The organism is Vreelandella jeotgali Hwa, assembly GCF_000334215.1.
Lineage (GTDB): Bacteria > Pseudomonadota > Gammaproteobacteria > Pseudomonadales > Halomonadaceae > Vreelandella > Vreelandella jeotgali.
The window spans coordinates 53206-69362 of sequence record NZ_AMQY01000008.1; the positions used below are offsets into that span (position 1 = coordinate 53206).

At 65.3% G+C, this 16157-nt stretch carries 13 protein-coding genes; 6 read left to right on the top strand and 7 right to left on the bottom strand.

Features of this window, described 5'->3' with window-relative positions; translation table 11 throughout:
* Positions 1–180 precede the first annotated feature (180 nt).
* Complete coding sequence (locus C793_RS0102040) at positions 181–2034, bottom strand: methyl-accepting chemotaxis protein (protein WP_017429284.1); 1854 nt, start codon at positions 2032–2034, stop codon at positions 181–183.
* Positions 2035–2265: 231 nt separating this feature from the next.
* On the bottom strand, positions 2266–3402 hold the full coding sequence (gene hemE, locus C793_RS0102045) for a uroporphyrinogen decarboxylase (protein WP_040475240.1): 1137 nt from the start codon (positions 3400–3402) through the stop codon (positions 2266–2268).
* Positions 3403–3599: 197 nt separating this feature from the next.
* Here hemE and ribA point away from each other — a divergent pair, with 197 nt between their 5' ends.
* Positions 3600–4235, top strand: a complete 636-nt coding sequence (ribA, locus tag C793_RS0102050; protein ID WP_017429286.1) for a GTP cyclohydrolase II — start codon at positions 3600–3602, stop codon at positions 4233–4235.
* Between the two features lies 1 nt (position 4236).
* Here ribA and csiR read toward each other — a convergent pair whose 3' ends face one another.
* Positions 4237–4923: a DNA-binding transcriptional regulator CsiR gene (gene csiR, locus C793_RS0102055; RefSeq protein ID WP_017429287.1), complete on the bottom strand. Its 687-nt coding sequence runs from the start codon at positions 4921–4923 to the stop codon at positions 4237–4239.
* Between the two features lie 274 nt (positions 4924–5197).
* Between csiR and C793_RS0102060 the strand changes: the two genes are divergently transcribed.
* Genes C793_RS0102060 through C793_RS0102075 form a run of 4 tightly spaced genes read left to right on the top strand, consistent with a single transcriptional unit; the run spans position 5198 to position 10440 of the window.
* Complete coding sequence (locus tag C793_RS0102060) at positions 5198–6643, top strand: NAD-dependent succinate-semialdehyde dehydrogenase (protein WP_026106051.1); 1446 nt, start codon at positions 5198–5200, stop codon at positions 6641–6643.
* A gap of 25 nt (positions 6644–6668) precedes the next feature.
* On the top strand, positions 6669–7967 hold the full coding sequence (gene gabT / locus C793_RS0102065; RefSeq protein ID WP_017429289.1) for a 4-aminobutyrate--2-oxoglutarate transaminase: 1299 nt from the start codon (positions 6669–6671) through the stop codon (positions 7965–7967).
* 16 nt (positions 7968–7983) lie between these two features.
* Complete coding sequence (locus tag C793_RS0102070) at positions 7984–9168, top strand: acyl-CoA dehydrogenase (protein ID WP_017429290.1); 1185 nt, start codon at positions 7984–7986, stop codon at positions 9166–9168.
* Between the two features lie 60 nt (positions 9169–9228).
* On the top strand, positions 9229–10440 hold the full coding sequence (locus C793_RS0102075) for a CaiB/BaiF CoA transferase family protein (RefSeq protein ID WP_156804848.1): 1212 nt from the start codon (positions 9229–9231) through the stop codon (positions 10438–10440).
* A gap of 37 nt (positions 10441–10477) precedes the next feature.
* On the opposite strand, the gene djlA is transcribed toward C793_RS0102075, so the two are convergent.
* The 4 genes from djlA to xseB all read right to left on the bottom strand — a co-directional run bounded on the left by djlA (position 10478) and on the right by xseB (position 14504).
* Positions 10478–11239 carry a co-chaperone DjlA gene (djlA, locus tag C793_RS0102080; RefSeq protein WP_017429292.1) on the bottom strand — a complete coding sequence of 254 codons (762 nt, stop codon included), beginning with the start codon at positions 11237–11239 and terminating at the stop codon, positions 10478–10480.
* 80 nt (positions 11240–11319) lie between these two features.
* On the bottom strand, positions 11320–13245 hold the full coding sequence (dxs, locus tag C793_RS0102085) for a 1-deoxy-D-xylulose-5-phosphate synthase (protein WP_017429293.1): 1926 nt from the start codon (positions 13243–13245) through the stop codon (positions 11320–11322).
* 45 nt (positions 13246–13290) lie between these two features.
* Positions 13291–14184, bottom strand: a complete 894-nt coding sequence (locus C793_RS0102090; protein WP_017429294.1) for a farnesyl diphosphate synthase — start codon at positions 14182–14184, stop codon at positions 13291–13293.
* A complete protein-coding gene (xseB, locus tag C793_RS13370; RefSeq protein WP_017429295.1) occupies positions 14178–14504 on the bottom strand; it encodes an exodeoxyribonuclease VII small subunit in 327 nt (108 codons plus the stop codon). Before xseB ends, C793_RS0102090 begins: the two co-directional genes overlap by 7 nt.
* A gap of 252 nt (positions 14505–14756) precedes the next feature.
* Here xseB and serA point away from each other — a divergent pair, with 252 nt between their 5' ends.
* Complete coding sequence (gene serA / locus C793_RS0102100; protein WP_017429296.1) at positions 14757–15992, top strand: phosphoglycerate dehydrogenase; 1236 nt, start codon at positions 14757–14759, stop codon at positions 15990–15992.
* Positions 15993–16157: the final 165 nt, after the last annotated feature.

Genomic DNA, 16157 nt, shown 5'->3' on the forward strand with positions numbered 1-16157 from the left:
TACCGGTTGGGCCGGATGGATGTTTAACCGATATTCATGCCGAACGCCGCATCACCCGGCCGCGATGCGGCGTTTGGCCACAACATTCGGCCGCCAGACCGGCCGAAGGATTATCGACCGGCCGGCGTTATCCGCCTACTTTATCATTGACGGCGCTCGCTGCGGGGCGGGAGCGACAGATTAGCGCGGCGCGTCAAGCGCGGGGGCCTGACCGCTGCCGGATTCGCGGCGCGAGAGCCGGAAGTGGCCGATAACCCGGGTGAGATGGTCGGCCTGTTCCTGCAGCTGCTCGGCGGCGGTGCTGGACTCTTCGACCATGGCGGCGTTTTCCTGGGTCATGCGGTCGAGGTCGGCCACGGCCACGTTGACCTGGCCGATGCCGTCACTCTGCTCGCCGGTGGCCGAGGTGATTTCGCCCAGCACATCGGTCACCCGGGTCACCTGGGCGACGATGTCGTTCATGGTTTCGGCGGCGCCCTGAACCAGTTGGGTACCGTTCTGCACCTTGTCCCGTGACTCCTCGTTGAGTGCCTTGATTTCGTGCGCGGCGTCGGTGCTGCGCTGGGCCAGCTTGCGCACTTCCTCGGCGACCACGGCGAAGCCGCGACCCTGCTCGCCGGCCCGGGCGGCTTCCACCGAGGCGTTGAGCGCCAGCAGGTTGGTCTGGAAGGCGATGCTGTCCATCAGCGTGACGATGTCGCCGATCTTGTTCGACGAGGTGGCGATTTCCTCCATGGTATCGGCCACCCGAGCGGCCGACTCGCCGCCGCGCTCGGCCACTTCGGTGGCGGACTTGGCGAGCTGATTGGCTTCACGCGAAGACGCCGCGGTATGTTCCACGGTCGAGGTGATTTCCTCCATCGAGGCCGAGGTTTCCTGGAGGCTCGAGGCCGTGCTTTCGGTGCGCCGCGACAGATCATGGCCGCCCTTGGCGATTTCCGAGGCGGCGGTGTTCACGGCCTCGCTGCCGGTGCGTACTTCGATCAGCACGTCTTCCATACGCGACACGAAGCGGTTGAACGCGGCCGCAATCTGGGTCACTTCGTCGTGGCCTTCTTCCGGCAGACGCCGGGTGAGATCGCCTTCGCCCGATGCCACGCTGTTCATGGCGTTGCGCGCGGAATGCAGGCGTCGCAGCATCAGCTTGAGCAGGAAGCTGAGTACCAGAGCAGTCAGCACGGCCACCACAATCAGCGTGATGGTGGTCGTGCCGGCAATGGCGCGAAGCCCGGCGGTGGCTTCGTGTTCATCCAGCGCGACGACCAGCTCCCAGCCGCTCTGGCCGCCGACGTTGCGGCCCAGCAGGCGTTTTTCGCTGCCCTGCAGTGCCATTGTCATGGGCGTGTCCGCTCCGGCCAGCTTTGCCAGCATGTCCGCCGTCAGCCGGTCGTTGAGGCGTGAGGCGGGGGCCAGCGTCAGATCCTCGTCGTGGTGGGCAATCAGGCTGCCGTCAGCGGCGGTGAGAAAGGCAAAGCTGGACGGCGTGGGGGCAATGCTGTCGACGATATCGATCACCGCGGTAACGGTTACGTCGCCGCCGACCACGCCGATCAGCTGATTGTCGCGGTAATACGGGTGGGCAAAGGTGACCACCAGATCCCCGGTCTGCTCGTCGACGTAGGGTTTGGTGACAATGCTGTCCTTCTCACGTACGGCGCTCTTGTACCAGGCGCGCTCCCGGGGGTCGAAGTCATCCGGCGGCGTCCAGCCGTTGTAAAAGATGGTCTTGCCGGTGTCGGGCTTGATCAGGTAGGTCGCCATGAAATCGCCCGATGTCCTGAGCTGGCGCAGCGCGGGGCGGGGCGAGTCGCTTTCGGCCGCTTCGTCCATGGCGGTCAGCATGTTGAAGCGGGCGTTGAACCAGGTATCCAGCGCCTGGGCATTGCCGCCGACCACGGCGTTCAGGTTGCCGGCAATCTGCTCGTCGTTGTGCTGTTTGACGGTAAAGAAGCTGGCAATGCCGTTGGCCCCCAGGGCGAAGACCACGGCGGCCAGCGCAGCAGCAAGGAGGCGAACACGAAGTGAAATGAACATGACAGGCAGGTCTCTAGGGTAGGGTGAGGATAAACAAGGCGCTGCGCGGGTGCCACGCAGCGCCTCAGCCATTGGTCTTATTATCGGCGAGTGTTATGCGGACTTGAAGGGCAAATAAACGCTCCGGGTATCGCGTTTTTGCCCTGGTGTTTTGTCTGGCTGTTTTTTTATTCCATTGCGTTGGCTTTGCCCACCCGCGTGCCGGCGTGATGCCGGGCGCGGGTGCGCGGATCAGCTATCCTGCTGACGGGCGGGAATATCACCCTGCGGCTGGCGGTGGTACGCCGGGCTGAGGTCGTGCAGCGCGTCGACAAAGGCGCTGACGTTATCCGGGTTGGTAAACTGGCTGACCCCGTGGCCCAGGTTGAAGATGTGCCCCGGGCCGCTGCCGTAGCTTTCCAGAATGCGGCCGACCTCGGCGCGAATGGCGCCGGAGCGGGCAAACAGCACGTTGGGGTCGAGGTTGCCCTGCAGCGCCACGCGGTGGCCCACCCGCTGGCGCGCGTTGGACAGTTCGGTGGACCAGTCAAGCCCCACGGCATCGGCGCCGGCGGTGGCGATCTGCTCAAGCCACTGGCCGCCGTTCTTGGTGAACATGATCACCGGCACCCGGCGGCCGTCCTGTTCGCGGATCAGCCCCGAGGCGATCTGCTCCATATAGCGCAGGGAAAACTCCATGTACGCCGGCGTGGACAGCGCCCCGCCCCAGGTGTCGAAAATCTGCACGACCTGGGCGCCGGCGCGAATCTGGGCGTTGAGGTAGTCGGTGACCGCGTGGGCCAGCTTGTCGAGCAGCTGGTGCATGGCGTCCGGCGTGTCGTAGAGCATCGCCTTGACGTGGCGGAAGTCCTTGCTCGATCCGCCTTCCACCATGTAGGTGGCCAGCGTCCAGGGGCTGCCGGAAAAGCCGATGAGCGGCACGCGGCCGTTGAGCTCGCCGCGAATGGTGGAAACCGCGCGCATCACGTAGTCCAGGTCGCGCTCGGCGTCGGGCACCTTGAGGGCGTCCACTTCCTCGGGGGTGCGTACGGTTTTCCTGAATTTCGGCCCCTCGCCGGTGACGAAGTACAGCCCCAGATCCATCGCATCGGGAATCGTGAGGATGTCCGAGAACAGAATGGCGGCATCCAGGGGAAAGCGATCCAGCGGTTGCAGCGTTACCTCGCAGGCCAGATCCTGATTGCGGCAGAGGTCCATGAAGCTGCCCGCTTCGGCGCGTTTGGCGCGGTATTCGGGCAGATAGCGGCCCGCCTGACGCATCATCCAGACCGGCGTGCGATCCACCGGCTGGCGCGCCAATGCCCGCAGAAAGCGATCGTTGTGTAGCGGTGAAGCCGTAGACGAGGAAGCAACAGATGCTGAAGTCATGGAATACCTGCTCTTGAAAAATGGCCTGCCTGAAAGGCATGTCGAGGGTGTAGAATGAATTGTATGGCATACCGAGCCGTTTGCTAAACTCCGGCTTCGCCGGCAGCCGCTTTGCGCCGCTACCACACGCCGCACCATTGCCCAACCCGCTCTGACCCGCCCGCCGTGTGCGGGCCGTTCGATCATCGAGGTAACCTGTGACGATTCGCTTCATTGCCGCATCCCGGCTGCCCACGCCCTGGGCCACCTTTACCCTGCACGGCTTCGAGGACGATGCCACCGGCAAGGATCACGTTGCCTTGACCCTGGGCGATATCAACGGCGAAGCGCCGGTACTCGGCCGGGTGCATTCGGAATGCCTGACCGGCGACGCGCTGTTTTCCATGCGCTGCGACTGCGGCTACCAGCTGCAGGAAGCGCTGAAACGTATCGCCGAGGCCGGCTGCGGGGTGCTGCTGTATCTGCGTCAGGAAGGGCGGGGTATCGGGCTGCTCAACAAGATCCGCGCCTATCAGCTGCAGGACGACGGCGCCGATACCGTCGAGGCCAACGAGCAGTTGGGTTTCGGCGCCGACATGCGCCGCTACGACCTCTGCGTGCCCATGCTCGACCACCTGGGCGTCCGCGCACTGCGGCTGATGACCAACAACCCGCGCAAGGTCGACGCGCTGACCCGGGACGGCGTCAACGTCACCGAGCGCGTGCCGCTTACCACGGGGCTGAACCCCCACAACGAGGGCTATCTGTCCACCAAGGCGGGCAAGCTCGGTCACATGATGGCGCTGGGCGACTTTACGCCCGCCGGCAGCGTGGATATCGAGCGCAAGGGCTGAATCAGCCTCGCTGATGCCGGCGCATCACCTCGGTAATGATCGGTACCGGCGTCATCAGATGGTCGATCATCATCTGCGTGGCGGCCCGAGTATCGCGCGCCAGGATCACGTCCACCAGGCGGGCGTGTTCCTGGCGCTTCTGTTCCAGAGCCGCCTCGGACAATACCGTCTCGCGTAGCCAGAGGTTGCGATAGCGCTCTACCCGGTCGAAAAGGTCGGCGCGGATCTGCATCAGATGCGACGAGCGGCAGCCCGCGACAATGGCCGTGTGAAAGGCCTGATGACGCGAATCCCAGATATCGAGCAGCTCCTCGGGCGTCTTGACTTCCATGACCTTGCCGAGGGTATGCGCCCGCGCGAGTATTTCCGCTTCCCAGGCATCGTCCCCGCGCTCGATGGCCAGCCGGAGCATCAGCCCTTCAATTTCGGCCCTGGCTTCGTAGATATCGTGCAGTTCATCCAGCGACATCGGCGCAATGCGAAAGCCGCGTTGGCTCTCGGCGACCACCAGGCGCTCGGCGACCAGCCGGGACAGCGCCTCGCGCAACGGCCCGACACCCAGGCCGTAGTAGGCCTTGAGACGGCTCATCTGGAGTTTTTCGCCGGGGCTGAAGGCGTTGTGGATAATATCGGCCTTCAGCCGATGGTAGGCGCCAATGCCCTGGTTGAGCTGTGTTGGGGTCGTCATCAGGTCTCTCCTTGTCGGACCGGGAGGGTAACACCCCTCTGCCTGAAAATCGCTCGACCGGCGCGCCTGCCGGCGTTTGCCGCTCCGTGGCGGCCAGGCATTGGCGGCGTCTTGATCCTGTCGGTTTCGACAAATGTCTAATCCCGGAATCCCGCGTATTTGGTTAGCGTGTAGGCATGTTGATATTTTGTCGATTTTTTTAGTAAAAATCTAAAATATTGTCAGCCAGCATGCGCACGGCAAATCGTATTCAAGCAAACACCGGGAGCTTTCCATGGCGTCACCCCAGACACTATTGATGGACCAGGCCTGGATCGGCGGCCAGTGGCTGACCAGCGCGCGGACGTTCGCGGTCACCAACCCGGCCAATGGCGACGAACTGGCTCGGGTGCCCGATATGGGCGCCGACGAAGCCCGCCAGGCGATCGCCGCCGCCGACACAGCCCAGGCCGACTGGCGCCGGCAGACCGCCAAACAGCGCGCGACACGGCTGCGGCGCTGGTTCGACGCCATCATGGCGCATCAGGAAGAGCTGGCGCAGCTGATGACCCTGGAGCAGGGCAAGCCGCTGGCCGAGTCCCGGGGGGAGGTCGCCTACGGCGCCAGCTTTGTTGAATACTACGCCGAGGAAGCCAAGCGTATCGCCGGCGACACCCTGCCCGGCCACGGGGTGGACAAGCGTGTGCTGGTGTTCCGCGAACCCGTGGGCCCGGTGGCGGCGATTACCCCCTGGAACTTTCCGCTGGCGATGATTACCCGCAAGTGCGCGCCGGCGCTGGCCGCGGGTTGCAGCGTGGTGGTCAAGCCGGCGGAAGCCACGCCGCTGACCGCGCTGGCGCTCGCTCGTCTGGCGGAAGAAGCCGGCCTGCCGGCGGGAGTGCTGAACGTCATCACCGCGGCCAGCGGTGCCGAGGTAGGCCAGGTGCTGAGTACCGACTCGCGGATCCGCAAGCTCTCCTTTACCGGCTCGACCGCCGTGGGCAAAAAGCTGCTGGCCCAGTGCGCCGATACCGTCAAGAAGGCCTCCATGGAACTGGGCGGCAACGCGCCCTTTATCGTGTTTGACGATGCCGACCTGGACGCGGCCGTGGAGGGCGCGCTGGTCGCCAAGTATCGCAATTCCGGGCAGACCTGTGTGTGTACCAATCGCTTTCTGGTGCAGGATGGCGTCTACGATGCCTTTCTGGAGAAGCTGGCTGCCCGGGTCGGCGAACTCCCGGTCGGCAGCGGGCTCGACGACGGCGTGATGCAGGGGCCGCTGATCAATACGGCGGCCGTTGAAAAGGTCGAAGGACACATCCGCGACGCCCTCGACAAGGGCGGGCGCCTGGTCTGCGGCGGCCAACGGCATGCGCTGGGCGGCACGTTTTTCGAGCCCACCGTTGTGGCCGACGCCGACGACACCATGCGGGTGGCGCAGGAAGAAACCTTCGGCCCGCTGGCGCCGGTATTTCGCTTTACTACCGACGACCAGGGCGTCGCCCTGGCCAATGCCACCGAGTCCGGCCTGGCGGCCTATTTCTATGCCCGGGACTACCGGCGGATCTGGCATGTCTCGGAAAGCCTGGAATACGGCATGGTGGCCATCAATGAAGGGCTTTTATCCACCGAGCTGGCACCGTTCGGCGGCGTCAAGGAATCCGGTCTGGGGCGTGAAGGGTCGCGCTACGGACTGGAAGAATTCACCGAGCTGAAATACGTCTGTATCGGCGGCCTTTAAGCCGGCTTTTCCCAGGGAGAACCTCATGAACAACGCAGAGCTCAACGAACTCAAGCAGCGCTACGTGGCCAGCGGGGCCGCAACGCCGTCGCCGCACTTTGCCGAACACGCCGAAAACGCCCAGCTATGGGACGCCGACGGTCAGCGCTTTATCGACTTTGCCGGGGGTATCGGCGTGCTCAACCTCGGCCATCGCCATCCGAAGGTGGTGGCGGCGGTGAAAGACCAGCTCGACCACCTGATGCATACCTGCCAGACGGTGATGTCCTACGCCAGCTACGTGCAGCTGGCCGAAAAGCTGTGCCAGCTGTCGCCGGTCCGGCACGACGCCAAGGCGATGCTGGTGAATGCCGGCGCCGAAGCGCTGGAAAACGCGGTCAAGATTGCCCGGGCCGCCACCGGACGCAGCGGCATTATCTGCTTTGACGGCAGCTTTCACGGCCGCACGCTGATGACGCTGTCGATGACCGGCAAGGTGCTGCCCTACAAGAATGATTTCGGCCCGATGCCGGGCGACGTTTTTCGCGCGCCGTTTCCCAACGCCTACCACGGCATCAGCGATGAAGACGCCCTGAACGGCCTGAAAAAGGTGTTCAAGACCGATATTGCTCCCCACCGCACGGCGGCCATCGTGATCGAGCCGGTGCAGGGGGAAGGCGGCTTCTACGCGGCGTCGCCGGCGTTTCTCAAGGCCCTGCGCGAGCTGTGCGACGAGCACGGCATCATGCTGATCGTCGACGAAGTCCAGTCCGGCTTTGCGCGTACCGGTCGGTTTTTCGCCCTGGAGCATAGCGAGATAGAGGCCGACATCATGACCATGGCCAAGAGTCTGGCCAACGGCATGCCGCTGTCCGCCGTGGTGGGCACCGCCGAGGTCATGGACGCGGCCGGGCCCAACTCGCTGGGCGGCACCTACAGCGGCAACCCCCTGGCGTGCGCGGCCGCTCTGGCCGTGATCGAGGCCATCGAGGAGGAAAACCTGGTCGCCACTGGCGCCAGGCTGGGCGACAAGCTCTATCAGCGCTTTGCCGGCTGGCAAAAAAGCTTTGAGGCGGTGGACAACAGCCGCCACCTGGGCGCCATGGCCGCCTTTGAACTGGTAACCGACAAGGCCTCGCGCACGCCGGACCCGCAGCTCGCTGCGGCGCTCTGCGCCCGAGCTCGGGAGAAGGGCCTGATCCTGCTCTCCTGCGGCTTCTGGGGCAATTCCATTCGCATTCTGGTACCGCTTACCGTCAGCGATGACGTGCTCGAAGAAGGGCTGGACGTGATCGAAAACAGCCTCGAAGAACTCACCGGCGGGTCTACGGCCCGGATCGCCTGAAATACGGAGAATGACCATGTCACATGCCTCTTTTAACTGGGACGACCCGCTGCTGCTGTCCACGCAGCTAACCGAGGATGAGCGCCAGATCAGCGAGGCGGCGCGCGCCTACTGCCAGCAGGAGCTGCAGCCGCGCGTGCTCAGCGCCTATCGGGAAGAGCGGTTTGACCGCGAGATCATGACCGAAATGGGCGAGATGGGCCTGCTGGGCGCGACCGTGGCCGAGGAGTACGGCGGCGCCGGCCTCAACAACGTTGCCTACGGGCTGATTGCGCGCGAGGTCGAGCATGTCGATTCCGGCTACCGCTCGGCCATGAGCGTGCAGTCATCGCTGGTCATGCATCCGATTGAAGCCTATGGCTCCGAGGCGCAGAAGCAGCATTACCTGCCTCGGCTGGCGAGCGGTGAAATGGTTGGCTGTTTCGGCCTGACCGAGCCCGACCACGGCTCCGATCCAGGGTCCATGAACGCCCGGGCAAAAAAGGTCGACGGCGGCTATCGGCTCACCGGGCAGAAAATGTGGATCACCAACAGCCCCATTGCCGATCTGGCCGTGGTCTGGGCAAAATCCGATGCCCACGACAACAAGATTCGGGGCTTTATCGTCGAGCGCGGCACCGACGGGTTTTCCACGCCCAAAATCGACGGCAAGCTGAGTCTGCGCGCCTCGATTACCGGCGAGATCGTGCTGGATGACGCCTTTGTGCCGGATGATAACCTGCTGCCCGGCGTCAGCGGCCTGGCCGGCCCCTTCGGGTGTCTCAACAAGGCCCGCTACGGCATCGCCTGGGGGAGCCTGGGCGCTGCCGAGTTCTGCTGGCATGCAGCGCGCCAGTACACCCTCGACCGCAAGCAGTTCGGCCGCCCGCTGGCGTCCAACCAGCTGATTCAGCTCAAGCTGGCCAACATGCAGACCGATATTGCGCTGGGCTTTCAGGCCGCTCTGCAGACGGGCCGCCTGATGGACAGCGATAACTGGGCCCCGGAGATGATTTCGCTGATCAAGCGCAACAACTGCGCCAGGGCGCTGGATGTTGCCCGGGCGGCCCGGGACATGCACGGCGGCAACGGTATCGCCGACGAATACGGGGTCATGCGCCACATGGTCAACCTGGAAACGGTCAATACCTATGAAGGCACCAGCGATGTGCATGCGCTGATTCTCGGCCGCAGCCAGACCGGCATTCAGGCGTTTTTCTAATCGACGGCAACTTGCCAACTGGCGGCAACGCCGCTACTGATCCAGGCCGGGAGGCTGATGATGGACAAACCGTTAACGGGCATTCGCGTGCTCGACCTGTCGCGTATTCTGGCCGGTCCCTGGTGCAGCCAGCACCTGGCGGACATGGGCGCCGAAGTGATCAAGGTCGAGCACCCCGAGCGCGGTGATGATACCCGGGGATGGGGGCCGCCCTATCTCCAGGGGACCCGGGACGCCGCGTACTACCTCTGCACCAACCGCGGCAAGCAGTCGATTGCCGTGGATATTGCCCGGGAAGAAGGGCAGGCGCTGATTCACGAGCTGGTCAGGCACTGCGATGTGGTGCTGGAGAACTTCAAGGCCGGCGGGCTGAAGCGCTACGGCCTGGACTACGAGAGCCTGAAAGCCAGCCGGCCGGACCTGGTGTATTGCTCGATCACCGGATTCGGCCAGAGCGGCCCCTACGCCAGGCGGGCCGGGTATGACTTTCTGGTGCAGGGCATGGGCGGGCTGATGGACATCACCGGCCGGCCCGACAGCGAGCCGGGCGGCGGCCCGATCAAAACCGGCGTTGCCGTGGTGGACCTGTTCACCGGGATGTATGCCGCCACCTCGATCCTCTCCGCGCTGATCGGCCGGCAGCGTAGCGGTGAAGGCGCGTATATCGACATGGCGCTGATGGACGTGCAGGTCAGCATGCTGGCCAATCAGGCCATGAACTACCTGACGTCCGGCGCGTCCCCCGAGCGCCTGGGCAATTCGCACCCCAACATCGTGCCCTACCAGGCGTTCGCCACCGCGGACGGCCATATCATCCTCGCCGTGGGCAACGATGCCCAGTTTCAGCGCTTCTGCACCGTGGCCGGGGAGCCCGACCTGGCGGCAGATACCCGCTTTGCTACCAACCAGGCCCGGGTCGACAACCGCGACCGGCTGGTGGCACAGCTGGAAACGCTGATCGCGGCGCGGCCGTCGGCTTTCTGGCTGGAGGCGCTGGAAGCCGAAGGGGTCCCGTGTGGCCCCATCAACCGGGTCGAGCAGGTGTTCGACAACCCCCAGGTACAGCACCGCGGCATGCAGATGTCGATGTCGCACCCGGATGCCGGCGATATGTCGCTGGTCAGCAACCCGGTGTGTTTCGGCGGGGAAAAGCTCAATGCCGACCGTCCGCCGCCCGGGCTGGGGGAACATACCCGGGATGTGTTGTCGGCGTTTTGTCCCGATAGCGCCAGCGACCTGGAGGCCCTGGCGCACAAGGGTATTATCCGCTGACGGTCGCGCCGGCGGCGGTTGCCCGCCGCGCGGCTGTTTAGCCGTTGCCCCGGGCGTTCTGGATCTGCTCGTAGGCGTTGCCGATTTCGGCGGTGCGCTCCTTGGCCACTTCGCGCATGCTCTCGGGCAGGCCCTTGGCCGCCAGCTTGTCGGGGTGGTTTTCGCTCATCAGCTTGCGGTAGGCCTTTTTTACCTCGGCATCGCTGGCCTCTTCCGACACGCCCAATACCTGATAGGCATCCTCCAGCGATGGCCCCTGGTTGGCCGCCCCCTGAGGGCCGCCGCGCAGCATGGCTTCGACCTGCTCGATTTCTGCCTCGGAGCACCCCAGGCCGCGCACCACCCGCATGATCATCTCACGCTCGGCGGGGTGCAGCTCGCCGTCGGCGGCCACGGCGGTGAGCTGTACCTGCAGGAACAGCTGGCGCAGCGCCGGCTGGCTGCTGGCCATCCGACGCACCCGCTCCAGCTCGGCGTCCAGGTCAAACTCCGGGCTTTTGCCGCGGTTGAAGTCGGCGCGCGCCTGGGCGCGCTGGGCTTCGTTCAGGCGCAGCTTGTCCCACAGCTGCCGCGAGGCTTCCAGCTCGTCCTCGGACACGCGGCCGTCGGCCTTGCACAGACACCCCATCACCGCAAAGGTGGACGACAGGAACTGCTGCTGGGCGCCCATCAGGCGGTTGACCATTTTGCGGCGTAGCTGCCTGACCAGCCAGGCGCCGAGGCCGCCGCCGATCAAAAGGCCGATCAGGCCGCCCAGTTTATAGCCGATGAAGGCGCCGATCAGGGTGATGATTAACATGGCGTCTCTCTTGCAAGTAAGCAGTGAATAAAATCAGTGTTGAAAACAGAAAGCTGGCGCGGCGCCTGTTGCGCGCACGCTTAGCCCCGGGCGGCCAGCCGCCGGCGAATGGCGCGCTCGATGCCGTCGGCATCCAGCCCGCAGTCGGTACGCAGCTCGGCGGGGGTGCCGTGTTCCACAAAGGCATCGGGCAGGCCCAGATGCAGCACATCGGCGGCTATGCGCTCGGCGGCCAGCAGTTCGCTCACCGCGCTGCCGGCGCCGCCGGCGATGACGTTTTCTTCCAGGGTCACGACCAGGTCGTGATCCGCTGCGGCCTGACATACCGCGTCGCGGTCCAGCGGCTTGACCGAGCGCATGTTCAGGTGCGTGGCGTCCAGCGTTTCGGCGACCGTCGCCGCCGGCGTATTAAGGCTGCCGAAGGCCAGCAGGGCAATGCGCGGCGTCGTGCCGTGACCGGCCTGCCGACGCGGCTCCGCCTGACCAATGGCCGCCGGCGTCAGGTCGTCGGGAACCGCCACGCCGGGGCCGGTGCCGCGCGGGTAGCGTACCGCCGCCGGTCCCGGGTGGTGGTAGCCCGCGCTGAGCATGGCGTGGCACTCGGCTTCGTCCGCCGGCGCCAGAATTACCATGCCAGGCACGCAGCGCAAATACGAGAGATCCATGCTGCCGTGGTGGGTCGGGCCGTCTTCCCCTACCAGGCCAGCGCGGTCGATGGCGAAGGTCACGTCCAGCGCCTGCACCGCTACGTCGTGAATCAGCTGGTCGTAGCCGCGCTGCAAAAAGGTGGAGTAAATCGCTACCACCGGCTTGGCGGCCTCGCAGGCCATGCCCGCGGCCAGGGTCACCGCGTGCTGTTCGGCAATCGCCACGTCGAAGTAGCGCTCGGGGTATTCCTTCGAGAAGCGCACCAGGTCCGAGCCTTCACGCATGGCCGGGGTAATGCCGATCAGGCGCGGGTCGGCGGCGGCCATGTCGCACAGCCAGTCACCGAACACCGCGCAGTATTTGCGTTTTGGCGCTGCCGCCGGTTCCGGCTTGGCCGCCTGAGCGGCGGCGCCGGGTTTTTCCAGCTTGGTAATCGCGTGGTAGCCGATGGGGTCGGCCTCGGCGGGCAGAAAGCCCTTGCCCTTGCAGGTCTTGATATGCAGGAACTGCGGGCCGTCGGCCTGGCTCAGGGCGTCGAGAATGCGGGTCAGGCCGTCGAGGTCGTGGCCGTCCACGGGGCCGGTGTAGGTAAAGCCCATTTCTTCAAACAGCGTGGCGGGGCTGACCATGCCTTTCATGTGCTCTTCGGTACGCCGGGCAAACTGCAGCGCGCCGGGCAGGTGCGAGAGAACCTTTTTGCTCTCTTCGCGCATTTTCCGGTAGGGCGCGCTGGAGAGTACCCGCGCCAGGTAGCTGGCCATGCCGCCGACGTTTTCCGAAATCGACATTTCGTTGTCGTTGAGGATCACCAGCAGGTTGGCGTTGACGTGGCCGGCGTGGGCCAGCGCCTCGAATGCCATGCCCGCGGTCAGCGCGCCGTCGCCGAGAATCGCGCAAACCTTGCGCTCGGCTCCCTGGGTTCGGGCGGCCAGCGCCATGCCCAGCGCGGCGGAGATCGAGGTGCTGGAATGCCCCACGCCGAAGGTGTCGTAGCCCGATTCCGCCCGGCGGGGGAACGCCGCCAGCCCGCCGTGCTGGCGTATGCTCGTCATGGCCTCGCGCCGGCCGGTGAGTATCTTGTGCGGGTAGGCCTGGTGCCCCACGTCCCACACCAGGCGGTCATCGGGGGTGTGAAAGACGTGGTGCAGCGCCACGCTCAGCTCCACCACGCCGAGCCCGGCACCGAAGTGCCCGCCGGAAACGCCCACGCTGTACAGCAAATAGGCGCGCAGCTCATCGGCCAGCCGGGCCAGACGCTCGGGCGACATCGCACGCAGCGCTGCCGGGTGGTCAAGGGTGTCGAGCAAGGGTGTCGCCGGGCGCTCCCGGGGAATTTCGTCGAACAGCTTCATGGACATGGTTTTATCGACAACATGGGGTGGGTCTACCTCGATGGACACGGCTTAATGATCGCGCTCGATGATATACCGGGCAAGCCCGGCCAGGGGCGCGCCGCGCTCGCCGAGCGGCGCCAGCGCGGTTACGGCGTCTTCGGCCAGGCGCCGGGCCTTTTGCCGGGCGCCGTCCAGCCCCAGCAGGCCGGGATACGTCGGCTTGTGACGGGCGGCATCCGCCCCGCTGGTCTTGCCCAGGGTGGCGCTGTCGCCGGTGACGTCAAGAACGTCATCGTGCACCTGAAAGGCCAGGCCGATGGCCCGGGCATAGGTGGCAAGCGCCGCCAGGCGCGGGTCGTCCTCGTCGACGGCGACCAGCCCGCCCAGGCGCACGGCGGCTTCGATCAGCGCGCCGGTCTTGTGCGCGTGCATGGTTTCCAGCGCGGTGGCGTCGGCGGCGTAGCCCACGGCGGCCATGTCCAGCGCCTGGCCGGCGACCATGCCGTCGCGCCCGGCGGCGCCGGCGAGCGTTTGTATCAGCGCGCCAAGGCGCGGATGACGCGTCCGGGCCATTACCTCGAAGGCCAGCGCCTGCAGCGCATCGCCGGCGAGAATCGCGGTGGCCGGATCAAATGCCCGGTGAACCGTGGGATGCCCCCGGCGCAGGTCGTCATCGTCCATGGCCGGCAGGTCGTCGTGGATCAGCGAATAGGCGTGGATCAGCTCCACTGCCGCCGCCGGCGCATCCAGCGCCTCGTCATCGGCGCCCAGCGCTTCGCCGGCCAGGTAGACCAGCAGCGGCCGCAGGCGTTTACCGCCCATCAGCAGGCCGTGGCGCATGGCCGCCTCAAGCGGCGGCGCGGCCGGCGGGCGAGCTTCGAACAGCGCCGCCAGCGTGGTCTCGACGCGGTCGCTCCCGGTCCGGCGGCGCGCCTCAAGCGTTGCAGCGTCAACGGCTACCATGGCGGTGCCTCCTCACTCGGTGTTTCGCCCGGCGAGCCCTGGCGATCGTCGCTGTCTCCGGCGTCGTTCGAGTTGGTATCGTCCAGGGGGGCAAAGGGCGTTACCGAAAGCCCGCCGGCGCCGTCTTCGCTCAGGGTGCGGACCTTGAGTTCGGCATCGTCCAGCCGCGTTTGTGCCTGACGTGCCAGGCGTACGCCCTGCTCGAAGGCCGCCAGGGAATCTTCCAGCGACAGCGCGCCGCCTTCCAGACGTTCGACCAGCGACTCCAGCTGCTCGACCGTGGTGGCAAAATCCTGCGCTGACGTTTCCGTATCACTCATGAGCGAAGCCTGCTGCAAAAGACAAGTCAAACGTATCGGGCGCCCAGTATACACGGCTTCCCCCCGGTGGCGTCTGCCCGTCGTGGTGGAATATGCGTTGGCTTCATGGCCTGCGCGTGCACTTTTCATCCGCAGCGGCCGGCGTGTGGCAGGCGGCTGTGGTAACATGAAGCGTCTTCACCCGGCACTTTTCCGTGCTTTTCACGTACCCGGACAACGCGGCCCGCGCCGTTGATAGAGGTTGAATCCGCCATGGCCAAAACGTCCCTGGACAAGGGCAAAATCAAAATCCTGCTGCTCGAGGGCATCCACCAGAGCGCGGTGGATCGTTTTCATGACGCCGGCTATACCCATATCGAACACGTGTCGACGTCGCTGGACGAAGACACGCTGATGGAAAAAATCCGCGATGTGCACTTTATCGGCGTGCGTTCGCGCACCCAGCTGACCGAGCGCGTTTTTGCCGCCGCCGACAAGCTGGTCGGCGTGGGTTGCTTTTGCATCGGCACCAACCAGGTGGATCTCAACGCCGCGCTCAAGCGCGGGATCGCGGTATTCAACGCGCCCTATTCCAACACCCGCTCGGTGGCCGAGCTGGTGCTTGCCGAGGCCATCATGCTGCTGCGGGGCATTCCCGAAAAGACCGCCCGGGCGCATCAGGGCGGCTGGCTGAAGTCGGCGAAAAACTCCCACGAGGCGCGCGGCAAGACGCTGGGCATCGTCGGCTACGGCAGCATCGGCGCGCAGCTGTCGGTGCTCGCCGAGTCGCTGGGCTTTCATGTGCTCTACTACGACGTTATCGCCAAGCTGGGCATGGGCAACGCCACCCAGGTCGCCAGCCTGGAAGAGCTGCTGGGCCGTGCGGATGTGGTCAGCCTGCACGTGCCCGACGTGCCGTCGAGCCGCTGGATGATCGGTGAACAGGAAATTGCCGCGCTCAAGCCCGGGGCGATTGTCATCAACGCCTCACGGGGCAGCGTGGTGGAAATCGAGCCGCTGGCGGAAGCGCTCAAGGCCGGCAGGGTGCAGGGCGCGGCGGTCGACGTCTTCCCCGTGGAGCCCAAGAGCAACAAGGACGAGTTCCAGAGCCCGCTGCGTGGCCTCGAAAACGTCATCCTCACACCGCATATCGGCGGCTCCACCCTGGAGGCGCAGGAAAATATCGGCGTCGAAGTGGCAGAAAAACTGGTCACCTACTCGGACAACGGCACCACCATTACCTCGGTCAACTTCCCCGAAGTGGCGCTGCCCGCGCATCCCGACAAGCACCGCCTGCTGCACATCCACCACAACGTGCCCGGCGTGATGTCCGAGATCAACCGCGTACTCTCGGAAAGCGACATCAACATTTCCGGCCAGTACCTGCAAACCAATGAAACGGTCGGCTACGTGGTCATGGACGTTGACAAGGCCTACAGCCAGCAGGCGCTCGAAGCCCTGCGCAAAGTCGAAAACACCCTGAAAGTGCGCGTGCTGTACTCGCCCTGACACTCTCTGCCCGCCGCGCACCGCGCTTTGGGCGAGGGTTCCCGGGTCACCCCGAGAACCTTCCTGCTTCAACACGCCTTCACTGGACCGTGACGATTAGGCCACAGCCCCCGATCCAGTCGCTCCACAGGCTACCCCCGCCAGTCCGGCGGTTTCGATATTCTT

Coding starts and splice junctions, on each gene's coding strand:
- csiR (WP_017429287.1), bottom strand. CDS start 4,923: ATGACGACCCCAACACAGCTCAACCAGGGCATTGGCGCCTACCATCGG.
- dxs (WP_017429293.1), bottom strand. CDS start 13,245: ATGTCCATGAAGCTGTTCGACGAAATTCCCCGGGAGCGCCCGGCGACA.
- djlA (WP_017429292.1), bottom strand. CDS start 11,239: ATGTTAATCATCACCCTGATCGGCGCCTTCATCGGCTATAAACTGGGC.
- C793_RS0102090 (WP_017429294.1), bottom strand. CDS start 14,184: ATGGTAGCCGTTGACGCTGCAACGCTTGAGGCGCGCCGCCGGACCGGG.
- xseB (WP_017429295.1), bottom strand. CDS start 14,504: ATGAGTGATACGGAAACGTCAGCGCAGGATTTTGCCACCACGGTCGAG.
- C793_RS0102070 (WP_017429290.1), top strand. CDS start 7,984: ATGTCACATGCCTCTTTTAACTGGGACGACCCGCTGCTGCTGTCCACG.
- C793_RS0102040 (WP_017429284.1), bottom strand. CDS start 2,034: ATGTTCATTTCACTTCGTGTTCGCCTCCTTGCTGCTGCGCTGGCCGCC.
- hemE (WP_040475240.1), bottom strand. CDS start 3,402: ATGACTTCAGCATCTGTTGCTTCCTCGTCTACGGCTTCACCGCTACAC.
- serA (WP_017429296.1), top strand. CDS start 14,757: ATGGCCAAAACGTCCCTGGACAAGGGCAAAATCAAAATCCTGCTGCTC.
- gabT (WP_017429289.1), top strand. CDS start 6,669: ATGAACAACGCAGAGCTCAACGAACTCAAGCAGCGCTACGTGGCCAGC.
- C793_RS0102075 (WP_156804848.1), top strand. CDS start 9,229: ATGGACAAACCGTTAACGGGCATTCGCGTGCTCGACCTGTCGCGTATT.
- C793_RS0102060 (WP_026106051.1), top strand. CDS start 5,198: ATGGCGTCACCCCAGACACTATTGATGGACCAGGCCTGGATCGGCGGC.